This is a genomic window from Shewanella sp. 8A (assembly GCF_023475945.1).
Lineage (GTDB): Bacteria > Pseudomonadota > Gammaproteobacteria > Enterobacterales > Shewanellaceae > Shewanella > Shewanella xiamenensis.
Genome location: NZ_JAMDJP010000001.1, coordinates 72,472 through 94,581 on the forward strand (window position 1 = coordinate 72,472; position 22,110 = coordinate 94,581).

At 45.7% G+C, this 22,110-nt stretch carries 21 protein-coding genes; 7 read left to right on the forward strand and 14 right to left on the reverse strand.

Annotation, left to right across the window (positions count from 1 at the left end; translation table 11 throughout):
* Window positions 1-108 precede the first annotated feature (108 nt).
* Window positions 109-903 carry an ROK family protein gene (locus tag M0413_RS00390; RefSeq protein WP_249552771.1) on the forward strand — a complete coding sequence of 265 codons (795 nt, stop codon included), beginning with the start codon at window positions 109-111 and terminating at the stop codon, window positions 901-903.
* A 60-nt stretch (window positions 904-963) separates the two neighbouring features.
* On the opposite strand, the gene bamJ is transcribed toward M0413_RS00390, so the two are convergent.
* Complete coding sequence (gene bamJ, locus M0413_RS00395; RefSeq protein ID WP_037415735.1) at window positions 964-1,434, reverse strand: BamJ family beta-barrel-assembly machinery protein; 471 nt, start codon at window positions 1,432-1,434, stop codon at window positions 964-966.
* A 221-nt stretch (window positions 1,435-1,655) separates the two neighbouring features.
* On the opposite strand from bamJ, the gene M0413_RS00400 reads away from it, so the two are divergent.
* Window positions 1,656-2,987, forward strand: a complete 1,332-nt coding sequence (locus M0413_RS00400; protein ID WP_249552772.1) for a short-chain fatty acid transporter — start codon at window positions 1,656-1,658, stop codon at window positions 2,985-2,987.
* A gap of 221 nt (window positions 2,988-3,208) precedes the next feature.
* Here M0413_RS00400 and M0413_RS00405 read toward each other — a convergent pair whose 3' ends face one another.
* From M0413_RS00405 to M0413_RS00420, 4 genes are all read right to left on the reverse strand, one after another.
* Complete coding sequence (locus M0413_RS00405; RefSeq protein WP_249552773.1) at window positions 3,209-3,637, reverse strand: DUF1294 domain-containing protein; 429 nt, start codon at window positions 3,635-3,637, stop codon at window positions 3,209-3,211.
* A complete protein-coding gene (locus M0413_RS00410) occupies window positions 3,634-4,851 on the reverse strand; it encodes a DUF418 domain-containing protein (RefSeq protein ID WP_249552774.1) in 1,218 nt (405 codons plus the stop codon). The genes M0413_RS00405 and M0413_RS00410 overlap by 4 nt, the downstream gene beginning before the upstream one ends.
* 135 nt (window positions 4,852-4,986) lie before the next feature.
* Window positions 4,987-5,424: a nucleoside deaminase gene (locus M0413_RS00415; protein WP_037415746.1), complete on the reverse strand. Its 438-nt coding sequence runs from the start codon at window positions 5,422-5,424 to the stop codon at window positions 4,987-4,989.
* Window positions 5,425-5,535: 111 nt separating this feature from the next.
* Window positions 5,536-6,027: a hotdog fold domain-containing protein gene (locus M0413_RS00420; RefSeq protein ID WP_037415749.1), complete on the reverse strand. Its 492-nt coding sequence runs from the start codon at window positions 6,025-6,027 to the stop codon at window positions 5,536-5,538.
* Between the two features lie 237 nt (window positions 6,028-6,264).
* Here M0413_RS00420 and M0413_RS00425 point away from each other — a divergent pair, with 237 nt between their 5' ends.
* Together M0413_RS00425 and M0413_RS00430 are read left to right on the forward strand one after the other, a co-directional pair.
* On the forward strand, window positions 6,265-7,179 hold the full coding sequence (locus M0413_RS00425; protein ID WP_037415751.1) for a polyprenyl-phosphate transporter: 915 nt from the start codon (window positions 6,265-6,267) through the stop codon (window positions 7,177-7,179).
* A gap of 203 nt (window positions 7,180-7,382) precedes the next feature.
* Window positions 7,383-8,957, forward strand: a complete 1,575-nt coding sequence (locus M0413_RS00430; protein WP_249552775.1) for an RCC1 domain-containing protein — start codon at window positions 7,383-7,385, stop codon at window positions 8,955-8,957.
* A gap of 56 nt (window positions 8,958-9,013) precedes the next feature.
* On the opposite strand, the gene M0413_RS00435 is transcribed toward M0413_RS00430, so the two are convergent.
* The 6 genes from M0413_RS00435 to M0413_RS00460 form a co-directional block, all read right to left on the reverse strand.
* The gene (locus tag M0413_RS00435; protein ID WP_249552934.1) at window positions 9,014-9,694 is read right to left on the reverse strand and encodes a helix-turn-helix transcriptional regulator; all 681 of its coding nucleotides are present in this window, start codon (window positions 9,692-9,694) and stop codon (window positions 9,014-9,016) included.
* A 41-nt stretch (window positions 9,695-9,735) separates the two neighbouring features.
* Window positions 9,736-11,010: an L-cysteine desulfidase family protein gene (locus M0413_RS00440; RefSeq protein WP_099457715.1), complete on the reverse strand. Its 1,275-nt coding sequence runs from the start codon at window positions 11,008-11,010 to the stop codon at window positions 9,736-9,738.
* A 22-nt stretch (window positions 11,011-11,032) separates the two neighbouring features.
* Window positions 11,033-11,416, reverse strand: coding sequence for a RidA family protein (locus tag M0413_RS00445; RefSeq protein WP_037416092.1), 384 nt, complete (start codon window positions 11,414-11,416; stop codon window positions 11,033-11,035).
* Between the two features lie 654 nt (window positions 11,417-12,070).
* Entirely contained in the window at window positions 12,071-13,690 is a 1,620-nt protein-coding gene (locus M0413_RS00450; protein ID WP_037415762.1) for a methyl-accepting chemotaxis protein, read from the reverse strand.
* A 44-nt stretch (window positions 13,691-13,734) separates the two neighbouring features.
* Window positions 13,735-14,145 (reverse strand): type 2 periplasmic-binding domain-containing protein, encoded by a 411-nt coding sequence (locus M0413_RS00455; protein WP_249552776.1) that lies wholly within the window; start codon window positions 14,143-14,145, stop codon window positions 13,735-13,737.
* A gap of 9 nt (window positions 14,146-14,154) precedes the next feature.
* Window positions 14,155-15,231 (reverse strand): hypothetical protein, encoded by a 1,077-nt coding sequence (locus M0413_RS00460; protein WP_037415766.1) that lies wholly within the window; start codon window positions 15,229-15,231, stop codon window positions 14,155-14,157.
* Window positions 15,232-15,688: 457 nt separating this feature from the next.
* Between M0413_RS00460 and M0413_RS00465 the strand changes: the two genes are divergently transcribed.
* Genes M0413_RS00465 through M0413_RS00475 form a run of 3 tightly spaced genes read left to right on the forward strand, consistent with a single transcriptional unit; the run spans window position 15,689 to window position 17,488 of the window.
* Window positions 15,689-16,825: a transglutaminase domain-containing protein gene (locus M0413_RS00465; RefSeq protein ID WP_249552777.1), complete on the forward strand. Its 1,137-nt coding sequence runs from the start codon at window positions 15,689-15,691 to the stop codon at window positions 16,823-16,825.
* A 16-nt stretch (window positions 16,826-16,841) separates the two neighbouring features.
* On the forward strand, window positions 16,842-17,159 hold the full coding sequence (locus tag M0413_RS00470) for a membrane protein (protein WP_037416095.1): 318 nt from the start codon (window positions 16,842-16,844) through the stop codon (window positions 17,157-17,159).
* Window positions 17,156-17,488, forward strand: coding sequence for a heavy-metal-associated domain-containing protein (locus M0413_RS00475; RefSeq protein WP_249552778.1), 333 nt, complete (start codon window positions 17,156-17,158; stop codon window positions 17,486-17,488). Before M0413_RS00470 ends, M0413_RS00475 begins: the two co-directional genes overlap by 4 nt.
* A gap of 37 nt (window positions 17,489-17,525) precedes the next feature.
* Here M0413_RS00475 and M0413_RS00480 read toward each other — a convergent pair whose 3' ends face one another.
* The 3 genes from M0413_RS00480 to M0413_RS00490 all read right to left on the reverse strand — a co-directional run bounded on the left by M0413_RS00480 (window position 17,526) and on the right by M0413_RS00490 (window position 22,023).
* Window positions 17,526-20,489: a DEAD/DEAH box helicase family protein gene (locus M0413_RS00480; protein ID WP_249552779.1), complete on the reverse strand. Its 2,964-nt coding sequence runs from the start codon at window positions 20,487-20,489 to the stop codon at window positions 17,526-17,528.
* 3 nt (window positions 20,490-20,492) lie between these two features.
* Window positions 20,493-21,071 carry a class I SAM-dependent methyltransferase gene (locus M0413_RS00485; protein ID WP_218738184.1) on the reverse strand — a complete coding sequence of 193 codons (579 nt, stop codon included), beginning with the start codon at window positions 21,069-21,071 and terminating at the stop codon, window positions 20,493-20,495.
* 208 nt (window positions 21,072-21,279) lie between these two features.
* Complete coding sequence (locus M0413_RS00490; protein ID WP_249552780.1) at window positions 21,280-22,023, reverse strand: cupin domain-containing protein; 744 nt, start codon at window positions 22,021-22,023, stop codon at window positions 21,280-21,282.
* Between the last annotated feature and the right edge of the window lie 87 nt (window positions 22,024-22,110).

Here is a 22,110-nt window from a genome sequence, read left to right on the forward strand (position 1 = left end):
AAATTAGCTACTTAAGTTTTATTCAATCGCTAATATTGACCCATTATGCTAACATTCGCCATCTCCGCTCGGGGTCAGAGGGGAGCACATGTATCAGTGGAGTTGGCGATGCAAACATTAACAATAGACGTGGGCGGTAGCAAAGCCCTGTTCGAACTTCAACTCAAGGGGCATACAGAACAATATAAAATCCCCACGGGTGACGGCTTTAAAATAGAAGACTTAAATAATCAAATCGCGGCGTTGGAACGGGATTATGATTTACAGTATTACCATTTAGCGATCGCTGTACCAGGGCTTGTACAACAGAATCGTTTGGTATCTTGTAAATCCTTGCCCGGTTTAAATGGGTTGAGTTTTGATACCTTGAAAACCCAAGGTCAGCTTAAGTTTATCTGTAATGATATCGATGCGGGCATGCAGGCAACCTGTGACGAAAAATATGCCTGTGAGTTGTTAGTCATGTGTGGCACCGGTATCGGTATGTCGATTGCCTTTAACGGCAAAGCGTACACCGGTGCAACTGGCGTCGCTGGTGAGTTAGGGCATTGCCGAGTGATGACAGAATCGGGGGAGTTCACTTTAGAGCAGCTTGCGAGTGGTGATTCTATCCGTAGTCGGAAGATTTCTACTGCCGATGATGTATACCGTGCAGGTACTTATCTTGGTATGGGACTCGCATGGGCGGTAAATCTCTTTAATCCTAATCGGATCTGGTTAGCGGGCGGCATGATGAACAGTGCGCCTTACTATAAAGGATGTCTGGACAGTTTAAGACGCATGGCCTTGAGTGCGCCATTAGCCGAAATGAAGATTAATCGCGTCGATGATATGGAAACCTTGGTTTGCCGTGGTTTATCAGTGATCTTGGCAAGGGATTTTTCGGATAAAGCTGATTCGTAAACAGCGGATATAGCAATAAACAAAGCCCTGCAATGCAGGGCTTTGTTTTTAATGCAGAAATTAATTTATCTTCAACAGTTCAACATCAAAAATCAGTACCGAACCACCGCCAATTTTGCCTGTACTACGATTGCCGTAGGCAAGCTCACTTGGAATAAAGAAGCGATACTTATCGCCTTCGACCATCAGTTGCACGCCTTCGGTCCAACCTTTAATCACCCGATCCAACGGGAAGGCAATGGGCTCACCGCGCTCGACCGAGCTATCAAATACGGTACCGTCGATCAAAGTGCCATGGTAATGCACGGTCACTGTATCGCTCGCCTTGGGATGAACAGTGCCTGAGCCTTGATTTAACACTTGATATTGCAAACCTGAAGCAGTGCTGAGTACACCTTCTTTGGTTTTGTTTTGCGCTAAAAACTCATTACCTAAACGGATATTTTCTTGGGCCGCTTTTTGGTTATTCATCGAGGTAAAGAAGTAAAAAATCACCCCAGCAATCACAACAACGGCAAGTAACATTTTCATTTTAAGGAACACCTTAGTCAATTTTGGCTATGTTATCAGTTTTTTAGCGTGAGAGGCTAGCGATGTTCGTGCGCGTAGCCGTGGATGATTCGCGTTACATTTTCTCACGCTTTAAAAGCATCCGAAGGCTTTATCCAGCTTTAGATATCGCTTAACCTGTGGCATTAGACTCTATAAAAACTCAATAAAAACAGATAAGAAGAATAAACAAGGATAGTCCTATGTTAACCAAAGCCGCAAAACCGTTGGTCAAGCTTGTCGACCGTTATTTGCCCGATCCCTATATTTTTGTCTTACTCCTCACGTTAGTCGTGATGATTTCGGCCGTGGTCGCCGAGCAAAAAACACCTATGGACGTCATCAGTTACTGGGGCGATGGCTTTTGGGCACTGCTGAGTTTTTCGATGCAGATGCTGTTAGTGCTGGTGGCGGGATTTATGCTCGCCAGCTCACCACCGATAAAAAAATTGCTCGATGCCATCGCCGGCTTGGCTAAGTCTGCGCCGCAGGCGATTATCTTAGTGACGCTGGTTTCTCTGGCTGCCAGTTGGATTAACTGGGGCTTTGGTTTGGTAGTCGGCGCGTTATTTGCCAAGGCGTTGGCCCGTAAGGTACGAGTGGATTACCGTTTATTGGTTGCCAGTGCGTACTCGGGTTTTGTGGTTTGGCACGGCGGCTTGGCGGGGTCTATTCCGTTAACCATTGCCACTGCGGGGCATTTCTCAGAATCACAAATTGGCATTATCTCTACCAGTGAGACCATTTTTGCCAGTTTTAACTTGCTGTTAGTACTGATTTTGTTTGTGGTGATGCCACTGGTAAACCGTTTTATGTTGCCAGAAGACAAAGACAGCATCTATGTCGATCCTAAGGCGCTTGAAGATGTGAGTAGTGAAGAGAGCAACACAGGACATGTGCCAAACGCTATTACTCGTCCCGCAGATACATTAGAAAATAGCCGTTTACTGGGCTGGAGTGTGGGCGGCGCAGGGCTGGTGTATTTAGGCTATTACTTTGCAGTGCAGGGCGGCAGCTTAAACCTTAATTTAGTTAACTTTTTATTTTTGTTCCTTGCCATAGTGTTGCATCAAACGCCACGCAGTTTATTGCTGAGTCTTAACGAAGCGATTAAAGGCGGCGCGGGCATTGTGATTCAGTTCCCCTTCTACGCAGGCATTATGGCGGTGATGATGCAATCAGGTTTAGCCCAAAGTATCTCCGAAGGATTTGTAGCCATTGCCAGCGCTGAAAGCCTGCCATTTTGGAGCTTTATCAGCGCAGGCATTGTGAACATTTTTGTGCCTTCGGGCGGCGGACAATGGGCGGTGCAGGCGCCGATTATGTTGCCAGCGTCTGAAGCGCTGGGCGCCGATGTGGCACGTGTTGCTATGGCGGTGGCTTGGGGTGATGCATGGACCAATCTTATTCAGCCTTTCTGGGCTCTACCTGTGCTGGCCATCGCCGGATTAAAGGCGCGGGATATCATGGGATTCTGTTTAATGCAGTTGATTATCACAGGGGTCATTATCAGTATTGCCCTAAGCTGGTTTTAAGTACTGATATAGCTATAAATTTCCCCGTTAAAAGAAGTAACGGTTAACGGGGCTAATTTTTTCATTGCGACTTCCGTATTGTGTTAATTCCAAATGTGGCCGACATTTGGTTATGTATGCGCCTTGAATTGGCGTCCCTAAGGGCTCTACAACTTGTAGGCACTCTGACATTCGTATCTTCAGGTTGATTGGGGATTTCAGGTTGATTGGATATGCGCGCTTTAAATCAATCTATCCATCACTCCGGTTTGGAGCCCATAACCCAGCAAGGCCAAGTTGGTTACTACCGTTAGCCAAAATAGTTTACGAAAGGCCGTTTTTACTGATTTATGGCGTAGAAGGTGCTGGGCAAACAGTGCACCGGGCCAGCCGCCCATCAGCGACATGAGGTGCAAAGTACTTTCTTTGGTGCGCCATTTACCTCTTTTAGCGGCTGATTTATCAACGGCGTAGGTGAAAAAAGTGCATAAACTCAGCGCCAGATATAAACCAGCAATCGCGACTGGCAGCATATGCCACCAAGCCGCGCCAATTAACATGGCGAGAAAGACCAGCGTTAATAACAATGGCATCGAACTCGCCTTGCTGTGAATCACTCTCGGCTTTGAGGCGCGGGGCGAGCGGGTGTGAGTCGTTTTTTTGTTGTTCATTTGTTCTGGTACTTGGGACGAATGGATTTAAAGGCGAGGTGGCGCCAGAGTTTTTCGAGCGGCCCTTGCTTAAAGTAGCGTAAATATACACTCGCAAGCAGCAATTGCAGTAGCGAATAACCCAAGGCTATTGCCATATAACCGCCTCTATTGAGGGTTAACAGTAACTCAGGGGCAAAGTGGCGAAAGATAAATACGCCAACGATAGATTGCAGAATATAAAGGCTAAAGGTGAGTTTGCCGACATTTTGCAGTGGCTTTAGCACGGTCGAGCGGTTTTGGCAGATATAAACCACTATATGGATATAAATCAGCGCCATCGGGATAGCACTCAGCATGACTAGAATGTCTGAAAACATCACCAGTATGGGGTTTTTGGTTAAGCCTAATAGGGTATCCATGGAGGATAACACTAAGGTGGCTAAAGCGAGTTTGAGTAAGGTGTTACGGTCAAAACCCTGTTCAAAGATGCCCTGTTGATAGAGTGCCATCCCCAGCAACATTAAGCCTGCCGTAAACCACATTAAGGTAAAAGGGATCACGAGCGCCATATAGCCAACTTGAATTAAATGCAGCAGCAGTTGGTTGGGGTAACTCGATGTCCAAGCGCTGTATTGCTCGGCAAAAAGCACTGATTCGCGGGTAAACAGTTCGTCACTGCCGCTAAGCGCTATTAAGCTGATCATCACTAAGGCAATGAAAATAAAAATATTGGCCTTACGTTTCAACTCAGTGATGCTGGCATCACGGTAACAAAGTGCTAAAAATCCACTGATCCCATAGGTCAGTAAAATATCACCGGGCCAGATAATAATGCCGTGGAGCAGGCCAAAGACAATTAACCATTTCAAGCGTGAGCTTAGCAGCGAATAAGCGGCCAAGCCCTTGTTGCTAAATCGCTGAAATTGAATATAAAGCCCAACACCAAAAAGGATAGAAAATAGGCTGATAAAGCGCCCTTCAATAAAGAAATTGCTAACGCTTTGGAGGATTTGGTCTGAAAGTAAGGGGATTTGATGGGGCGCATAGCCATAAAAACTTATCCCCATAAAATAGATATTCATAAAAAATATCCCCAAGACGGCTAAGCCCCGAATCGCATCGAGGTTGGCATTGCGAGTACTTGGGATCGAGTGATCGTGAGTGTGATTCGCCTTTGAGGGATTTGCCCAAGGATCTTTAGCAGCTTGAGTGATAGGTTTGATAGTAGGCATCCTTTCTCTACACGAAATGGGGTAAACCGAGTCGGAGCTCAGCTCCGTTCAATTTTATGGTACAAGGCCTTCACCGAACTGGTGCTTAAGGCATATCACTGCTGGACCATTCGATAAGTGCTACAAACAGCGTTGCTATTCACCAATATCTTCGTTCCATAGCTGTGGCTTGGCGGCGATAAAATCGCGCATCAGTTGTTTACACTCGGGGTTGTCCACCACTGTCACGTCGACTCCGCGGGACTGTACATAGGCTTCCGGCCCTTGAAAAGTGACATTTTCACCGACCACTACCTTAGGGATGCCGTAGAGTAAAATTGCGCCACTGCACATATCGCAGGGGGAGAGGGTGGAATAGAGCGTGGCCTTTTGATAATCGGCGGCGGTCAATCTGCCAGCGTTTTCGAGGCAATCCATCTCAGCGTGTAACACGGCGCTGCCTTGCTGCACGCGTTTATTATGCCCGCGGGCGACAATTTTACCGTCAATCACTAATACTGAGCCAATGGGGATACCGCCTTCGGCTAATCCTTGTTTGGCTTCATCAATGGCGGCCTGTAAAAATTCATCCATGTTGTCCCCCTGTTAGATTGTTTTGCTTAGCATAGCAGTCCGTAAGGTTTGGGCAAGACAACTTAACTTGTTATCTTGCTTGACGATTAACCTTGGCTCGGTGGCGTTAACTTATTTTTGCGGCTTTTCTGAAATCCATAATTTGATATGCCCCTTCACGACCACGACGCCTTGAGTGTCGTAGGCGGTTACGGGCACCAGCATATCGCCGGGGGCCCATTGCTCTGGCGTGACTTCAGCCACACACAAAATATCGCTGCCCGCTTTGGCGGTGTAATCCACACTCATGCCCTTAGGGATCCAGCGTAAATGGGCGGGTATCGAGGCTTCGGCCATCACGCCCATTGCCATTTCTAGGCCATTACAAATCGCAATCACGTGCACCGTTTTTATATGGTTATGAACAGCATGACGTTTTTTTATTAAACATGAACAGTAGTTAAGGCGCAATTCAGTGATCAGTGGTTTGATGGTGCCAAAATAAGGCGCCATACGTGACACCATCATTGAGAAGATTTTTTGGCCAAAGGGTAAACCTTGGGTCTTGTGGTAAAGCGCAAGCACCTTGTTAGGTTTGGTACGGGTTTCTTCGTGAGTACTCATGTTTATCCTTCATCGGAGTGCAAACTAAGGGGGATAATCTTTGGCCAATGATGATGTTAGGTCTTAGTGGCGCGGTTATCTTTTTCTGGTCGGATGAGTGTAACATTGAGGTAACAATAATTGCCAGTCGGCTGAATTAAGTAAACTTCATTTCGCTGTTTTTAGGCTAACACCGTATAATCACGACAAATTTGTCATCAATGACACCACATATTGATTTAGCAACAAGGACTTACATTGAAATATTTGCTGACCTATTTTAAGGGCATGGCCATGGGCGCCGCCGATGTGGTGCCAGGGGTTTCGGGCGGCACCATCGCCTTCATTACTGGCATTCTTGATACCTTGCTTGAAAGCGTTAAGCGCATCAATCCATCCCTTTGGGGTGTGATTAAGTCGCAGGGGCTAAAAGGCGCTTTTATACATATCAATGGTGGATTTTTAGTGAGTCTATTGGCGGGGATCCTGACCAGTATTTTTAGCTTCGCTAAGCTGATTTCGTGGTTGCTGGTGGCGCATCCCATTCCGATTTGGTCATTCTTCTTTGGCTTAATCATTATTTCTGTGGTGCATATGCTCAAGCAGGTGAGCGGCTTTACGCTGGCACGCTTAGGTTTATTCGTGCTCGGCGTGTTGGCTGCTTGGGCAATTACTGTGCTTAATCCTGTGTCGGTGGAAGCCAGTTACTTAAATATCTTCTTTGGCGGTGCGATTGCGATTTGTGCCATGGTGTTACCCGGGATTTCGGGCAGTTTTATCTTATTATTGCTTGGCTTATATCCTGTAGTACTCGCAGCGGCGAAAAATATTCAACTGGATATTCTAGCGTGTTTTGCTGTGGGGGCCGTAATGGGGTTACTGACATTTAGCCATTTATTGTCGGCGCTGCTACGTAAATACCATGATGCCACTATCGTGTTTTTAACCGGATTGATGCTTGGTACCTTAGGCAAAATTTGGCCTTGGAAACAAACCTTAACCTGGCAGACCAACTCCCATGGCGAGCAAGTGCCTTTGCTGGAACAAAATATTTCGCCACTTAATTTTGAGCAAGTGACTGGCCAGCCCTCACAACTCTTGTTTGCTATTGTGTGCATGTTAGCGGCGATTGCCTTAGTGTGGGGCTTAGAAAAGGTTGGTAAGCGGGATTAGCTAATTCTGTGGATGATGTGAATAAAAGCAGCGAATATCGCTGCTTTTCTGTTTTAAGGGCGATGGAATATCTCGACTTTAAGGCAATGTCATTTTGCTCGTTCTTTAGTTACAATCGCCCCATTATAGTGAGTGCTCAGCCATCGATGTTGTGCATCCGTTTAAACTCAGTGAGAGTTTGTCGTTACGATAAGGATATAGTTGTGGAAAAAAAACAGGTTCCCTGGGTTGGTGTGGCGCTAGCAATTTTTGCCTTAGGTCATGTAGTTAACTTACTCATTGATAAACAAGATTCTGAAATATCACCTGAATTAAAGCAGCAAATTTCTGACACGATCTTAGCTCATCGGCCATCATCCGCCGTGAATAATGTTGTCACTTCCACCCCGAACAACCTTGAGCTGGTTGACGATTCGCCCAAAATCCCGATGCCCGCTCAGTTAGCCCAAGTGAGTCAAATCTACAGTAATCTCAGTGCATTTGCGGCGCTCAAGCAAGATGGCACTGTGGTGGCATGGGGCGAGCCTGACTGTGGCGGCGATATCAATAATGCCGCCGAGCCTCTAGTCAATGTAAAACACCTATATGCGGCAGAGGATAGTTGTGGTTTTGCGGCCTTAACCCATGACGGAAAGCTTATTCCTTGGGGAATGGCGATGAAGCAAGTGCTGACAGGTGTTCGTTCTTTTGTGTTGGGAGAGGTGCTGTATGCGGCCATCAAACAAGATGGCAGTGTAGTGAGTTGGTCTAACTTGGATTCAACGCCTGCCGAACTGATCTCGGGGCAATATGCCGCGCCTGCTATGACCAATATTGACACAGTGTTGATTAACAAAGGTGCCTTTGCTGCCTTAAAGCAAGATGGAACTGTAGTCACTTGGGGGGGCGCCGATTATGGCGGCGATAGTCGTCACGTAGCCTCTGAACTTACCCATGTCGATTTGCTCTATGCTAATGATAATGCCTTTACCGCGAGGACAGCGACAGGGAAATTAGTGTCTTGGGGCGGGCCCAGCGATGAGCAAAAAGGCCGTGAACAATTAGCCAAACTTAGCCAATTAGCGCCTGCTGTGAAAGTTGTTAACACCGATCATGGGTTTGCGGCACTGCTGGCTGATGGCAGCGTATATTCGTGGGGTGAGGGCGAATTGACTGAGTATCATGCCACGTTTCCAGCGCGTTTATCTACCACAAGTCGCGCTAATAAAGTGATTGATATTTATGCAAATCGTGGTGCGTTTGCCGCTCTAACCATTAGTCGTCAACTGTACGTATGGGGCAGTAAATTCAATGGTGCCGATACGTCAGTCATACAGGAAAAGTTGCAAAATATTGATAAGGTTTATCCCTTTGATGAGGGATTTGTCGCGCTACGTCGGGATAATACAGCCGTTGCTTGGGAAGGTTGGGACTTGGGACAGCATCAACCACGTTATCAAGAAATCCCGCAGGTGGACAAGGTGGTGACCTATGAGCGGGAGTTTGCCTTTTTAAAACAGGATGGCACTGTGGTTGATGGTCACTCTGGACCTAAAACTCAAATCACTCAAGCATCGGATATTTTCCCGACAGGCTTTGGGTTTACGGTTAAACGCCAAGATGGTTCCATTGCTGTATGGATGGGTGAAGAGCCTGCGATGACGTTAGATAAGCAAGCCGTTGATTTGAGTCAAATGCGTGAGATTCGAAGCAATTTGTTTGATGCCATTGCGTTAATGGCCGATGGCACTGTACAGGCATGGAATATGATGGGCTTGAGCGGACAAGACACACAATAACGAGCGCAAAACACTAAAATGCAAGGACTAAGGTTATTAGATCTTAGCCCTTTATTTTAGGCTGAGGCTTTGTCGTTTTCAGCTTGATTGGCTTTGATTTCACGCAAATAGCGGTAAATGGAATGCACTGAAATCCCCAATCGAGTAGCTGCTACTTGGGCGCTATCCTTGAGTTCAAAAATCCCTAATTCATGGAGTTGATTGACGATTTCGCGACTTTTTTGTGAAGGTGAAATCGCAGCGTTAGCACGAACTTCGTGGTTCACACTGTCAATCGCACTATGTAGCGCCTCATCAATATTGCGTGCGAATACTTCGGGTGAATGGGTCTGCTCATTACTAAACAGTTGTTCTGGCATCATAGTGCGCAGGACTGATTGCAATGGGGCATCCATATCCGTGTTGATACAGAGCAATCCAATCGGTTGCTCTTTGCTATTGCGGATAATGGTGGTGGTTGATCTGAGTGTTTTACCGTTGGCACATTTTGTCAGGTAAGCGTTAGAAATATCTTGTCCCGATTTTAGTTTTTGTATCGCAAGATTGGTAATCGGCGCGCCAACTTCTCGCCCGGTTATATGACCATTGGCAATTTTGACCACCGAAGGATGCTTAGCATCTAAGCTGTGCAGCACTACCTCTGTATGCTGGCCATACATGGCGGCAATCCCATCGACGATATTTTCGATCGACTTGAGTATATCCAGATCGCTTTGGGTTAAGTCATGTAATTTCATCATGTTAGCCTTTATTCAGAAGCCTATCAGGAATAACCGTCTTACTCTGACATGATGTTAATAATGGTGACATCCGTTGATGACATACCATTAAGGACCATTCTGCCAATGTTTTTGATGGTCTTCTCAACATCTTTGGCAATGATGCCTTGCCCAGAAACGTTTTGGCTGTTGAGCGCCATTAAGAAGGAGCGCACCGCCGCACTCGATGAGGTACTGACCTTCATAGCGCAGGAGGCTTTCGCACCATCACAGACCATACCCGAGCTGTCGCTGATAACATTTTGAATCGCAAAGCAGGATTGCTCGAAACTGCCGCCTGCTAAATACACCATCGCCATAGAGGCCGCCGCGCTGGTCACGGTATTGCCACAAAATGCCGATAATGGCGGGTAGTGTGACTTAATATAAATCGCCCCTAAGTGGCTCATAATTAAGGCGCGCGCCAGTTTTTCTTCACTGACTTTATAACACTGAGCCGTGATCACTACCGGAATCGTGGCCGCAATCCCTTGGTTACCACTGCCTAAATTGCTCATGGCGGGCAGGTTAGCGCCGCCCATACGCGCATCTGAAGCCGCCGCAGTTAGCATCACAATTTTATTGAGTAGGTCTTCGCCAATAATCCCCGCGGCAATACCGTTTTTCATGGTGCGGCCGACTTCTAATCCATAGGGTTTGGACATACCTTCATCGGATAATTTGCTATTTAACTCAGAGGCTTTAAGGATAAATTGGATTTCTTCGAAGGGGACTTCTTGGGCGAAGTGGTAAATCGATTCAATATTGATATCGACGCCGTCGCAGATTGAGCCTGTAGCCTTGGCTTGGGCGTTATCGGCGGTAAATACTAACTCACCATTTAGGCGCTTCTCGGCTATTAAAGTATGGCCGCCGCAGATTTTCACCATGGCTTCTTGTTCACCCGCGGTTAAGGTCACACAGCAATAGATAAATTCATCGGTCGCGGTACGCTCGACTTTTACTTTACCCGCATCAATAAGGGTTTGTGCTTGCGCCACTTGCTCTGGGGTGACGCTGGCAAGGACTTCTAAGCCCGCATCGGCATTGCCCGCAAGTGCGCCAGCGGCGGCGGCAATTGCAAGACCTATTTTACCTGTTCCAGGCACATAGACGCCCATTGAGTTTTTATACAGATTATCAGAGACCTGCACTGCAATTGCGTCTGGATCACCAGTCAACAATGTGCGTGCAACCGCCGCCGCGTAAGCTGCGGCAATCGGCTCTGTGCAGCCTAAAGCAGGTTTAACAACTTGGTTGATGATGTGAATATACTGCTGCCATTGGGGTTTCATCGGGCTACAACCTTACAGATGCTTAATCGTTAACGTGGGCGATGGCTTCGATTTCCACTTTGACACCCAGTGGGAGATCCTTCACCGCAAAACAGCTGCGCGCTGGGCAGTCGGTTTTAAAATAGGTTTTATAAACGTCGTTAAAAGCGGCAAAATCACTGATTTCGCTTAAGTAACAAGTGGTTTTAAGTACGGTTTCAATGCTGCCGCCGCCAGCTTCGAGCACGTATTTTAGATTCTCAAGGCATTGCACCGATTGCTCGCTGATGCCGCCATCAACCACGCCACCTTTGTCTTTGCATACTGGCAGTTGTCCTGAGGTAAAAATAAGGTTGTTATAGCGAGTGCCGTGGGAATAAGGGCCAATGGCCAGAGGCGCGTGTTCTGCGTGAATAATGCTTTTCATGATTGAATCACCAAAGTCTAAATTTGCAACATTATTTGCATTTTTTGGCGATAGAGCAATCGTTATTGCAAATATTTTTGTATCCTTAGAATGTTTTTGTGTTTTTTATTTAGCTATATCAGATTGTTATGTTTTGTGATGGCTGCTATTGGAAACACTCAACTTGGCTTTGACTCAAATGAATTTGCATTAGATAGCGGTTTTATGACTCGGTAATACCCTCGTTAGCCTCAACTCTGGTTAATAGGATTAATAGGATTAATAGGATTAATAGGATTAATGGGGTTAAGAGGGTTACGATTGGTAATCAACTCAGGAAAAATTCAGTCGTGCCCTTAAATTTGTTCTTTATGCCGATTACAAGGTGAGTTTACGCGGTAATCGTGAGCTTATTGCAAGTCCATTGAACGTAGTTATCATTGCAATAAGCTGTTTGATATATATTTATTTATCTGAGCTTGGGGTCTTCTGGCAAACGCTTGCTCTTACTTTTTGCCATAAAAGTTGCTCGACACTGAAGTAGAATAACTAGGCGTTATTCCTTGTTTCACGAGCACGATCTTGCCATAACGAACAACATTTAATCTCGAAACATTCCATACGCCCGAGAAATGAGCACACCCTCAAAGCTTGTTTGAAGGTGTGCGAATCAAGCTAAAGCTTAAACTGCGAAGTCGCATTCTTCAGTTCATCGGCAAAATCGACTAAGCCTTCTGACACATTTCGCACCTGTGACAAAATCTGTAAGGTTTCGTCAAAGGAAGCATTCATACTAACCACATTATTCACAACGAGAGAGGCGACAGAAGCTTGTTCTTCGGTTGCAGAAGCAATATTCGTGTTCATTCCATTAATACTGACGATTTGCTCTTGGATTGATTTTAAGGCGAGGCCAGTATTTTTCGCGTTGGTTTCATTTTCTGAGGATTTGGTTAAGGCGGCATTCATGGTATTGACGGAAGAAACCGCGGCGGTTTTAAGATTTTGTAATACTTGACGGATTTCAGTGGTTGCATCGGCGGTTTTAGAGGCTAGGGCGCGCACCTCATCGGCGACGACCGCGAAACCTCGGCCTTGTTCACCCGCACGTGCGGCCTCAATCGCGGCGTTTAGCGCTAACAGATTGGTTTGTTCTGCAATCGAGGTAATCACATTTAAAATTGAGGTGACATTTTCAGTATCTCTAGCTAACTCATTAATAGAATTTGAAGCAACTTGAATTCCTTTGTTGAGATCTTGGGAGATATCTATGGTTCGTTGCACCACATTCATGCCTTGCATGGCTTCTTTTTCGGCAACTTGGGCGGCACTGGCGGCTTGTCGAGCATTTTGCGATATTTCAATCACGGAATGACGCATATCCTCCATTGAAACTTGCACTGTACTCGCATCTTGGCTCTGTTGCTGAGTCGCTTTAGTCGCATCTTCCATCCGCTGTTTTAACGAATGTGAACTCTCTAACAGCGGGTCTGTTACGTTCACCACTTGGAGGATGGAATCGGCAAGTAATCTTAGAAAACGATTGAAGTTGCTGGAGACTTGGCCTAACTCATCAGTGCCAGAAACAGTGAGTTGATGATTTAAATCCCCTTTGCCATCAGCGAGTTCTTCAAGCGAGCGGGCAACGCTATGGGCGGCGGAGCTAATCGAGCGAGCAATTGCAATGGTCACAATAAACATCACGATAAGTAATGCAATACCAGAGGACACTGTTAGCCACAGGCTTTGCTCTGATCTGTCTGCGGCTTCTTTGATCGCTTGTTTAAACTCAATGATTTTACTCTGTTTGTAGGCTTGTACCTCATTGAGAACCGCTTCAAAGGCTTGGGACTTTTCTTGGCTGATTTGGCCAATATTTGCCATATCGATAGTCCCAGCCAGCATGCCTTTAGCTAGCTTTAGCGTCATGTCATTGTAGCGGGTGAGTTTATTAGATAAGCCGTTTAACTGATTTGCCTGCGAGGGATCAACGCTATCAAGCTGTTGTAGATTCTTACGAACTGACTCGTACATATTTTCCGCGTTGGTCAATAAATCTTCATCTGCAAAGGAAACCGATTGGGTATAAAGTTCATCGAGTCGTTGCACAAAAAATACGTTTTGATTGGCTAACTCTACTCTTTGATAAACTTGTTGCTCCATATAATTAAGCGTTGCGCGATTTTTATTAATTGAAATAACACTAATGCTTAAATTTAATGTGAATATAACGACAGCTAAAATAAAAATTGCGCCAACTTTTTTAAAAATAGAAACGTTGTTAAAAAAATTCATTATCAGCCCCCAAAAGGTGCCGGAGTATACTCCGGCACACCAACTTAAAATTCGGCAACCACTTTGACCGAATCATTGGCCTCACTACTATCAATATAGCCAATAATATTGGGGTTTGAAGAAACAAGTTTAATCATTTCTGCCCCACTAGTGACTTCTTTGGGCGGTGTTCCTTTACCGGTAAATACTTTTTGTGACCAATAGGATTTGAGTTGACTCGATGATTTACCTAAGACTTTTGAGTCAAAGATTTCCCTTAATGGTACGGCACTGTCCAAATTCACTGGAACAGCTGAAGCACCGTTAGGAAAGGTTTTTGTTTTTCCTAGATAAATGTTTTCTATTGCTTTTTGATCAATAGTATCGCCATTGCTCGGATGAACAATTACCACCACGCCAGCCCAAATGGGCATTGATACTAAGCTAAGTAGGATTGAGCAAAGTAATTTTTTCATGTCTCTCTCCTAAAATACCAAGTCAACGCCGAGGCTGATGGATTGCGAGTCTCCGGCGACCTTCATGCCTGGGCCGCCTTCATCTTTTACATCATCGTATTGAATTTTAAAGGCTGCTGAGGGATGGAAATCCCAGCGAATTCCCGCAGATGTAGTGTGATGAACTTCCCCACCTTCACCATCATCAAAGTCAGAATACGAGACGAAAGGCATAACTGAATTAATGCGGTATCCCAATGTGACCAGATAAGTATCTAGATTACTACCATCGAGATCTAAGCGATTCAGCTCAGATAAAAATAAGAAATTGTTATAGTCAATATTTACAGATAGGCCGTAAAATTTGCCTGTTCTTTGTTTATTGCCGTTCCATTCTTGTTGTACGCCGCCAATATAACGTTCATTGGTATATTGCATATGGGTTAAACGAATATCTAACCAATCACGGTTAAATTGTACTACGATGCCGCCAATATCTTTCCAAACTTCACGGGTGTTCTCTAGGAAGAAGAAATCAGAAAGTAATTTATTGGGGTCACTATCTTCACTGCCGTAATAGACCTGTCCTGACATAGTCCATTCACCCATTAAATAGTTATATAATGCGCTGACACCCGTGTAGTTAAAGACTTGCCATGTGTAGTTATCTGCTGGTGGACGGATCCAAGGATAGGCATATCCCACGTCGAAAAAGTCACTGTAATAATAGAGTGGCAGTCTTTTTTTACCGCCTTGTACCGTCCAGTGTTCATTTAATTCGTAGGATAAATAGGCCCACTCAAAATCGGCTGAAAAGTCATCGGCACCTCGGGAAACCACCTGAGCAGTGGCGGATAATCCTTCAAGTAAATCGGCTGAAAATTGAATACCAAAAAGTGTGTCGGGTTTAAAGCTGATATCTTCATCGTATGCGCCCACGAGTGGATAATCAGCTAGGAAGGTTGGGCCAAGGTCAAACTCTGCAACGCCAGTGCCATCTATTACTCTACCCGCAACCACTGAGGCAAAACCTGAAATATTCACTTCGGCTTGGGCACTGGTGGCAAGTAAGAGAGAACAGAGACTGAATAACAGTTTATGTTTCATAGATAAACCTACTTTGTAAGGTATGTGCATTTTTAAGCCTAGAATGAATGTGGTTTTTTACCATTATTTTTGGAACAATTTTGCAACAATTACGTCTAAGTTTCATTTTCCGGCAGAGCTTCAGGGCTTTTTTACTTTGATTTTGATTTATTTGGTGTTTAGTCATTTTGACCATGCATCAGTTAAGAGGCTGTCGAGCCAAACATGGATAAGTAATGTGTGACAACGTTTTTAAGAGTACTGAATTGATCGACCGCTAAACTCAATACCTTTGCGACAAAATGTCCCACTTATCTTAACTATTCTTGCATTTATGTGCTCTTTAAGGGGTTTTTGGTACATCGATCCCATTCCTATCCACGACACTATTGAGGTGCAGATGGGACTTTCTATAATCGCTATCAAGTACTTTAGTGGTCTCTTTTTTTCTAATACTTATCCATATAAGGAATGTCTAATGCAAAGGCGTGATTTTTTGAAAGGTGCAGCAATTCTCTCGGCAGCGGGAACCGTGATGCCAGTGTTGGCGGCGTCGACCCAAGGTTCAATGGTCGATAAAGCCTGCGGCCGTCGCCGTTTTACCTTAACCAATACCTATCAATTAGTCGCGCCAGAAGGCTCATCAGGTGTGGTGAAGTTATGGGTGCCGCTACCCGAAAACACGGCCTTTCAACAGGTTGAAAAACTTAACTTTAGCGGCACTTATCAAGATGCTTATATCAGTGCTAATAACCATTATGGCGCCAAAACCCTGTTTGCGACTTGGCCCGATGCTAAAGGTAAAATGACCTTAACATTAGAATTAGTGATAGAAACCCAAGATTGGGAACCCCTTAAAAGCGGCGAGTTAAGCCATTATCGCGCGCCAGTAAAACCTGAGTATCCTGCTGAAGTCGCTATCTACCTTAAGCCAACCAAGCATATGCCAGTGGACGGTATCGTGAAGCAGACCGCCGATAAGATTGTGGGTAAAGAGACCGAACCACTCAAACAAGCACAACTCATTTATAACTGGGTGAGTGCCAATATGTACCGTGATAACAGTGTGATAGGTTGCGGTAATGGTGATGTGGCCGCGATTCTTGAAAGTGGCAAACTCGGTGGAAAATGTACTGATATCAACTCAGTGTTTGTGGCGCTGATGCGCGCAGTGGGTGTGCCCGCCCGTGAGATGTTTGGTATTCGTTTAGGCCAAGCGATCAAGATGGGGAAATACTCTAAAAAAGCCTTTGGCAGTGCTGATGAAAAAGGGGCTGCGGATGTCACTGGTGGTCAACATTGCCGTGCCATGTTCTACCTTGCTGGTTATGGCTGGTTACCCGCCGATCCTGCGGATGTGACTAAAATGCGCCTCACCGAGAATAAAGAACATAACGACCCTGCAGTGCAAGCGGTGAACGACTACCTATTTGGTAACTGGGAAATGAATTGGGTAGGCTTTAACTATGGCCGTGACTTTGACTTATTCCCCGCCGCAGAGCAGACTCCACTCAACAATTTTGGTTACCCTTACGCTGAAGTGGATGGCGACCCTGTCAATTACTATGAGCCAAAAGTATTTGCCTATGACTACCAGTCAAGCGAACAGCGTTAAGCAGCTGTTAGCCACCATGACCGCAGCAGTGATTGCGGCGATCGCCTCCAGCCTTTGTTGTATTGCGCCCTTAATCTATTTAGTGTTTGGCGTCTCTGCGGCGGGGCTGTCGGGGCTATCGAGTTTAGGTTGGTTACAAGTGCCTATGTTGATCCTGTCAACAGGGCTTATCTTGCTTGGGTTTTGGCGTTTGTACTTTGCCAAAAAGCCGCTTTGCACCGGCAAGTTTAGCCGAGGACAAATGTTGCTCATTTACTGGCTTAGCGTGCCGATTGTGCTGGCCTTTCAGCTGTATCCCTTTGTTTTACCTTGGTTGCTTGAGGTGTTTGAATGAAGCCACTATCACGTATCACAGGATTTACCACACGATTAACCACACTATCGACCCTATTAGTCATCACATCATTAGGATTTACGCCCTCCACTTGGGCAGACAATCTGTTGGTCACACTCGATGTTAAAGGCATGACTTGCCCATTATGCGTTACCGTCGTTAATCAAGCCCTGCGCAAAACCGATGGCGTGATTAAGGCCAAAGCCAATTTGAAAACTGAGCAAGCGGTAGTGACAGTCGCTGAGGATTATAACCTCGACAATCTGCTAAAAGCTGTTGATGCCACCGGATACAAGGGCAGCATCAACAAGGTTGAAAAGCAGAGTTGAGAAACTTTTAGCCGTTCGAGTGAGTCGTTAGAGCAGGCTAATCTTGGCTTTCTAGAACGGCTTTTAAGCGCGCAAAGGTTTTCATTGAGTCCGTGGCTAACATTGTTTGATAGGCTGGATTTTGGGCGTGTAGCTCATATTGATTCGGTGCTGTTTTTCTAACAACGCGGAGCAAATACTGGTTATCACCCGTATCGTCTTGGGTTTCAATCGCCATGGTCAGGTTTGAGATCGACCCTGCACTTTCTGGCGTAACCCATTCCAGCAGCAATAAATCGCCATCTTGAATTGGATTTTTACCCCCATTCATCGAATTGCCCGATGCGGGGGCAACAAAGTGCCGTTTCGGATCAAGTAAACCATGGCCTTCAGGGACACAATATTGCTCGGCATTTTGCGCTGAACCGTGCTTAAAGTGGCCACAGGCGATTTTCAGTTCAGGATAGAAGGGCAGCAATGTTCCTTCGGTAGTTGGAGTTGACTCAAAAGGTAACACCTGCGCCAGTGGTTTTGCTGTCGTGTTGGTATTTCTGGTGTTGTTAGTGCTGGCATTGCTCTTGTTCGCCGTGGCTTTTTGCTGCGGGCGCTGTACATATTGCGCTAAACGCAAATCGACTAGCTCTTGTACCCAGTCATGCAGCAGTTCGATATCTGCTTCATCTATTACAAATGTGGCCACAAAACGCTGCTTAGCGTCTATTTGAAACCACGGCGGAGTTTTACTGTTGGCCTTTGTAAAAGCCTTAATTGGATTGTCTTTCCAATAAGTTAGCCAGCCTTTATCCTGAGCCTTAAATTGTTTGGCTGCCTGCGTTAATTCCTGCGCCATTAAATCGGGTCGGCGACAAAATACGGCATGGCTACGCTCGGCAAGTGCCGCAAGCGTGGGCGGATTGCGTAAACCATCGAGTTCGAGCAGGGCTTCGAGCAAAATGGCTTTGAAGGATTTTGTCATGGTGGTGGTTTCAACTCCATGCAGCAAAAAATCACCATAATGCGCCACCATGTCCGTGAAGCGCGGTTCAGCCTCTTGGCTGGCCACGAGGTGGAACCAGCTTTGTGCTTGTTGACGCACTTTATTCATCTCAACCCCGTGATGGTAAAACTCGCTGGCGGTGGGACGATGGGCTAACTGGTTCGCAAGTTGTTGATATTCTTCTTGCACAGAAAAGCGCAACTGTTTAACTAAGTTTTGCCAAAATTCAATCAGTTCAAGATCAAAATTGACATGGCAACCTTTGGGCAGCGCGTTGACTTGATTGAGATTTTTTAATACTTCCCGCAGACTGCCAAGGTTGTATAGCGTTGTCGGCCGATTTAAAAATGACTCGTGATTACCAATAAAATCAAGCACAACCAGTTTTTGCTTTTGGGTTTGATGGCTAAGACGCAATCCTCGACCTAACTGCTGTAAAAACAGAATTTTTGACTCGGTTGGACGGATCATCAAAATGGTATCAATCGCTGGCAGATCCGTGCCTTCATTAAATAAATCGACGGAGAAAATAACTTCGATACGCCCTTGTTCTAAGCGTTTTAGCGCTTCATTTCGGCGCACTTTTGAGTCGCTGTAAACGGCGATGGCGTTAATGCCTTTGCTGGTGAAATACTTCGCCATAAAGTCAGCATGTTTTTTGGAGACACAAAAGGCTAAGGTGCGACTTTGCTTACTGTGTTGCCAATGATGTAGAACATGGGCTGCGCGGCGTTGGGTGGCAAGGGCATTATCCAAAGCGTCGGGATCAAACTTGCCGTTTCGCCAAGGGATGTCTTGATAATTGACCGCTTGATCGTAAATGCCGTGATAATCAAACGGCACCAGTAATTTCCCATCAATGCCATGCACTAGATTGCGTTCAAACACGAGGTTGTTATCACATAAGCTAAGGATATCCGCTTGATCCGAACGCTCTGGTGTGGCGGTTAAACCAAGGAGAAATTGGGGACGAAAGTAGGCCAGCAGTTGGCGGTAACTTTTAGCTGCCGCGTGATGGAATTCGTCCACCACAATATAATCGAAATGATCGGCAGCAAAGCGCTGTAGATGCTGTTGCTTGCCAAGGGTGGCTACCGATGCAAACAGATAGTCCGCCTTTTCATCTTGATTCAAGCCATTATACGAACCTGTTTTTGCTTCAGGCACCAATTGATTAAAGGTCTTTTCCGCTTGAATAAGGATCTCTTCTCGGTGGGCAACAAACAGCACCTTTTTGGCCTCAGTTTGCAGGGCATCAAATGCCGCCAACCAAGTTTTACCCATGCCGGTTGCCAGCACTACTAATCCTCTGGTGAAACCTTGTTCACGGCTCGCCTTCAGTGCCGCTAATGCCTCCATTTGTACGGTATTGGGCGTGGGCGGCTCGATATGTTCTTGTTCTTCGTAAAGACTAACGGCGGCAATACCTCGTTGCTGCTTAGTGTGCTGGTAGCGACTAAGGTAACTATCGATCCACGCATGGGTCAGCGACTGACTCTGATTGTGGTTAAAAATTGCGTCAAACTGCTTACGGATATGGGCAAACTCAAGCGCCGCGGGTGAGGTGAGTGGCGGTTCAAAATCATGGCGTAAGGCCCATTCATGGCTGTGTAATAACGCGGTTTTACTGATGTTATTGGAGCCTATCCATGCGCAACCTTCGATGATTTCTTCCTGCTCGCTACGGATAAAAATGTACGACTTCATATGAAAGCTTTGCTGGCCGCACACAAATATTTTGCACTGGGCACCACGTTCGGCCAGTAGCATCAAACGGCGCAGGGCAACAGGATGGCTGATACAGAGATAATCCGACGTTAGCAGTTTTAAGCTGGCACCACTTTGTAAGGCATCGAGCAGCGGATCAAACAGTAAATCGAGACCTGAGGGTTGGATAAACGAGACGGAAATTTCGATTTCACTGGCGTGATTAATGGCTTGGATCAGCCTTGGTAGCAAGGGATCGTTTGCACCGCCGTAGGACAGTTTTTTGCCTGAGTGGAGTGAGGTTTGTTGTTCTATCATGGTTTACCGCTTAAGGAGTACTGCATTGAGCCACTGTTCGTTTTCACGTCCTACGCGTAAATCGGTTGTTAGCCAGACTTTATCAATCACAAGTGGCGAACCAGTTAATAGCTCGGCTAAGAGTGCTTCATCACAGTGGGTAAAGCTGCGTCCATCACGTTCGACTTCACCCTGTCCATATTTGAATGAACAGTAAAATGCACCGCCAGATTTCAACATACTGGCAAGATGCGTGAAGGTATCTGGTAGTGAAGCTTTTGCGACATGCAGCAGCGAGGCACAGGCCCAAATACCGTCATATTGCTGAGTCGAAGTGAACTGCATAAAGGTGGCAACCCTAACAGGCTTGCCGAGCAACTGCTGCGCGAGCGTGGCAAGAGCTGCACTGGCATCAAAGGCATCAACGTGAAAACCAAGTTCAATCAATCGTTTACTGTCTCTACCTGAGCCGCAACCCGCATCAAGCACGCTGCCAGTTGTCGGTAAGTAAGGGATAAACTGTTCAAGCAGGGAAGAAGAATCGACTTCTACCGTCGAGGCATAAAACGAGCTGGCGTTTTGGTTATAAAAATCGATGGACATAAAGACTCCTTATCAGCCTGTCGATAGTAGCTTTTTAGTCTTTATTGTTCAATGTGTTAGAAAGTACGATGTTCAGCCTGAGTTTGAAAGGGTGAGTTGTTAAGTCTCGCGCTGGCGGGGAATGGCAAGGGGTTAACAGGTGAGTGTTAACCCCTTTTTTGAAGCGTTTTACTTCAGTTTTTTAAATCATTTTTGACTAATTTTTAAATCATTTTTTGAAGAAGGCTTCGTTGGTGCCGTATGGGCCTAAATCTAAGTCGCGTTTGCGGATGGCATCTACACGGTCGAAGGCTTCTTCGGCCACGCGTAGGTTTTTCACATCTTTACGCCAGTAGTATTTAAATCCATCAAAGTGGGCGTTGTTTGGATACCAGTAAAACACACCTAAACCTTCTTTATTGAGGATTGGGGTGTTGTGAATATGGGCACCAGGAATATAGAAGTACTGACCTTTTGCTAAGGTTTCAAATTTATTGTTTGCCAGTGTTTTACTGCTGCCGTTGACCACGTAGTAACACTCTGGTTGACCATGGAAATGTGGCTCATGGTCTGATTTCAAACCATTGGTGATACCGATAACCATTGGGCTGTCTGAGAGTTCTTTCCAGATATAACCCACTGGTGAGTTTTTAGGATCGCAGTTTTTGGCTTCGAGTACGTTACCGTGGTCATCCAAGGTTTTACAAAAACGTTGGTCTGCAGCAATGCTGTCATTGGGTTTGATGGTGTTAAAGTCGATTTTGCCTGCTTCCCAATCAGCAATGTAGGCCTCGATTTCTGGGTTACTGCACTGCTCTGGCATGGTGTTTTGCGGCACATAGGGTGTGCTGTCGTACGGCACTGGTGTCATTTGTTGATAGGGCAGTTGCGCATGGTTACATTGTGGGCCTTGAGCCATAACCGCTGTAGACGTTAGTGCGGCTAATCCAAAAAGCATTTTTAATTTCATCATTCCAATCCTATTTTTGCATCGCTTAGTGGCGATATTGTGTTGGTTATGTTGTTACGTGACTAACAATAAAGTGATTGGTTGATGGTA

Excerpts from the sequence above, each read along its gene's own strand:
- M0413_RS00390 (WP_249552771.1), top strand. The coding sequence starts at position 109 with ATGCAAACATTAACAATAGACGTGGGCGGTAGCAAAGCCCTGTTCGAA.
- bamJ (WP_037415735.1), bottom strand. The coding sequence starts at position 1,434 with ATGAAAATGTTACTTGCCGTTGTTGTGATTGCTGGGGTGATTTTTTAC.
- M0413_RS00400 (WP_249552772.1), top strand. The coding sequence starts at position 1,656 with ATGTTAACCAAAGCCGCAAAACCGTTGGTCAAGCTTGTCGACCGTTAT.
- M0413_RS00405 (WP_249552773.1), bottom strand. The coding sequence starts at position 3,637 with ATGAACAACAAAAAAACGACTCACACCCGCTCGCCCCGCGCCTCAAAG.
- M0413_RS00410 (WP_249552774.1), bottom strand. The coding sequence starts at position 4,851 with ATGCCTACTATCAAACCTATCACTCAAGCTGCTAAAGATCCTTGGGCA.
- M0413_RS00415 (WP_037415746.1), bottom strand. The coding sequence starts at position 5,424 with ATGGATGAATTTTTACAGGCCGCCATTGATGAAGCCAAACAAGGATTA.
- M0413_RS00420 (WP_037415749.1), bottom strand. The coding sequence starts at position 6,027 with ATGAGTACTCACGAAGAAACCCGTACCAAACCTAACAAGGTGCTTGCG.
- M0413_RS00435 (WP_249552934.1), bottom strand. The coding sequence starts at position 9,694 with ATGAAATTACATGACTTAACCCAAAGCGATCTGGATATACTCAAGTCG.
- M0413_RS00440 (WP_099457715.1), bottom strand. The coding sequence starts at position 11,010 with ATGAAACCCCAATGGCAGCAGTATATTCACATCATCAACCAAGTTGTT.
- M0413_RS00445 (WP_037416092.1), bottom strand. The coding sequence starts at position 11,416 with ATGAAAAGCATTATTCACGCAGAACACGCGCCTCTGGCCATTGGCCCT.
- M0413_RS00450 (WP_037415762.1), bottom strand. The coding sequence starts at position 13,690 with ATGAATTTTTTTAACAACGTTTCTATTTTTAAAAAAGTTGGCGCAATT.
- M0413_RS00455 (WP_249552776.1), bottom strand. The coding sequence starts at position 14,145 with ATGAAAAAATTACTTTGCTCAATCCTACTTAGCTTAGTATCAATGCCC.
- M0413_RS00460 (WP_037415766.1), bottom strand. The coding sequence starts at position 15,231 with ATGAAACATAAACTGTTATTCAGTCTCTGTTCTCTCTTACTTGCCACC.
- M0413_RS00465 (WP_249552777.1), top strand. The coding sequence starts at position 15,689 with ATGCAAAGGCGTGATTTTTTGAAAGGTGCAGCAATTCTCTCGGCAGCG.
- M0413_RS00470 (WP_037416095.1), top strand. The coding sequence starts at position 16,842 with ATGACCGCAGCAGTGATTGCGGCGATCGCCTCCAGCCTTTGTTGTATT.
- M0413_RS00475 (WP_249552778.1), top strand. The coding sequence starts at position 17,156 with ATGAAGCCACTATCACGTATCACAGGATTTACCACACGATTAACCACA.
- M0413_RS00480 (WP_249552779.1), bottom strand. The coding sequence starts at position 20,489 with ATGATAGAACAACAAACCTCACTCCACTCAGGCAAAAAACTGTCCTAC.
- M0413_RS00485 (WP_218738184.1), bottom strand. The coding sequence starts at position 21,071 with ATGTCCATCGATTTTTATAACCAAAACGCCAGCTCGTTTTATGCCTCG.
- M0413_RS00490 (WP_249552780.1), bottom strand. The coding sequence starts at position 22,023 with ATGATGAAATTAAAAATGCTTTTTGGATTAGCCGCACTAACGTCTACA.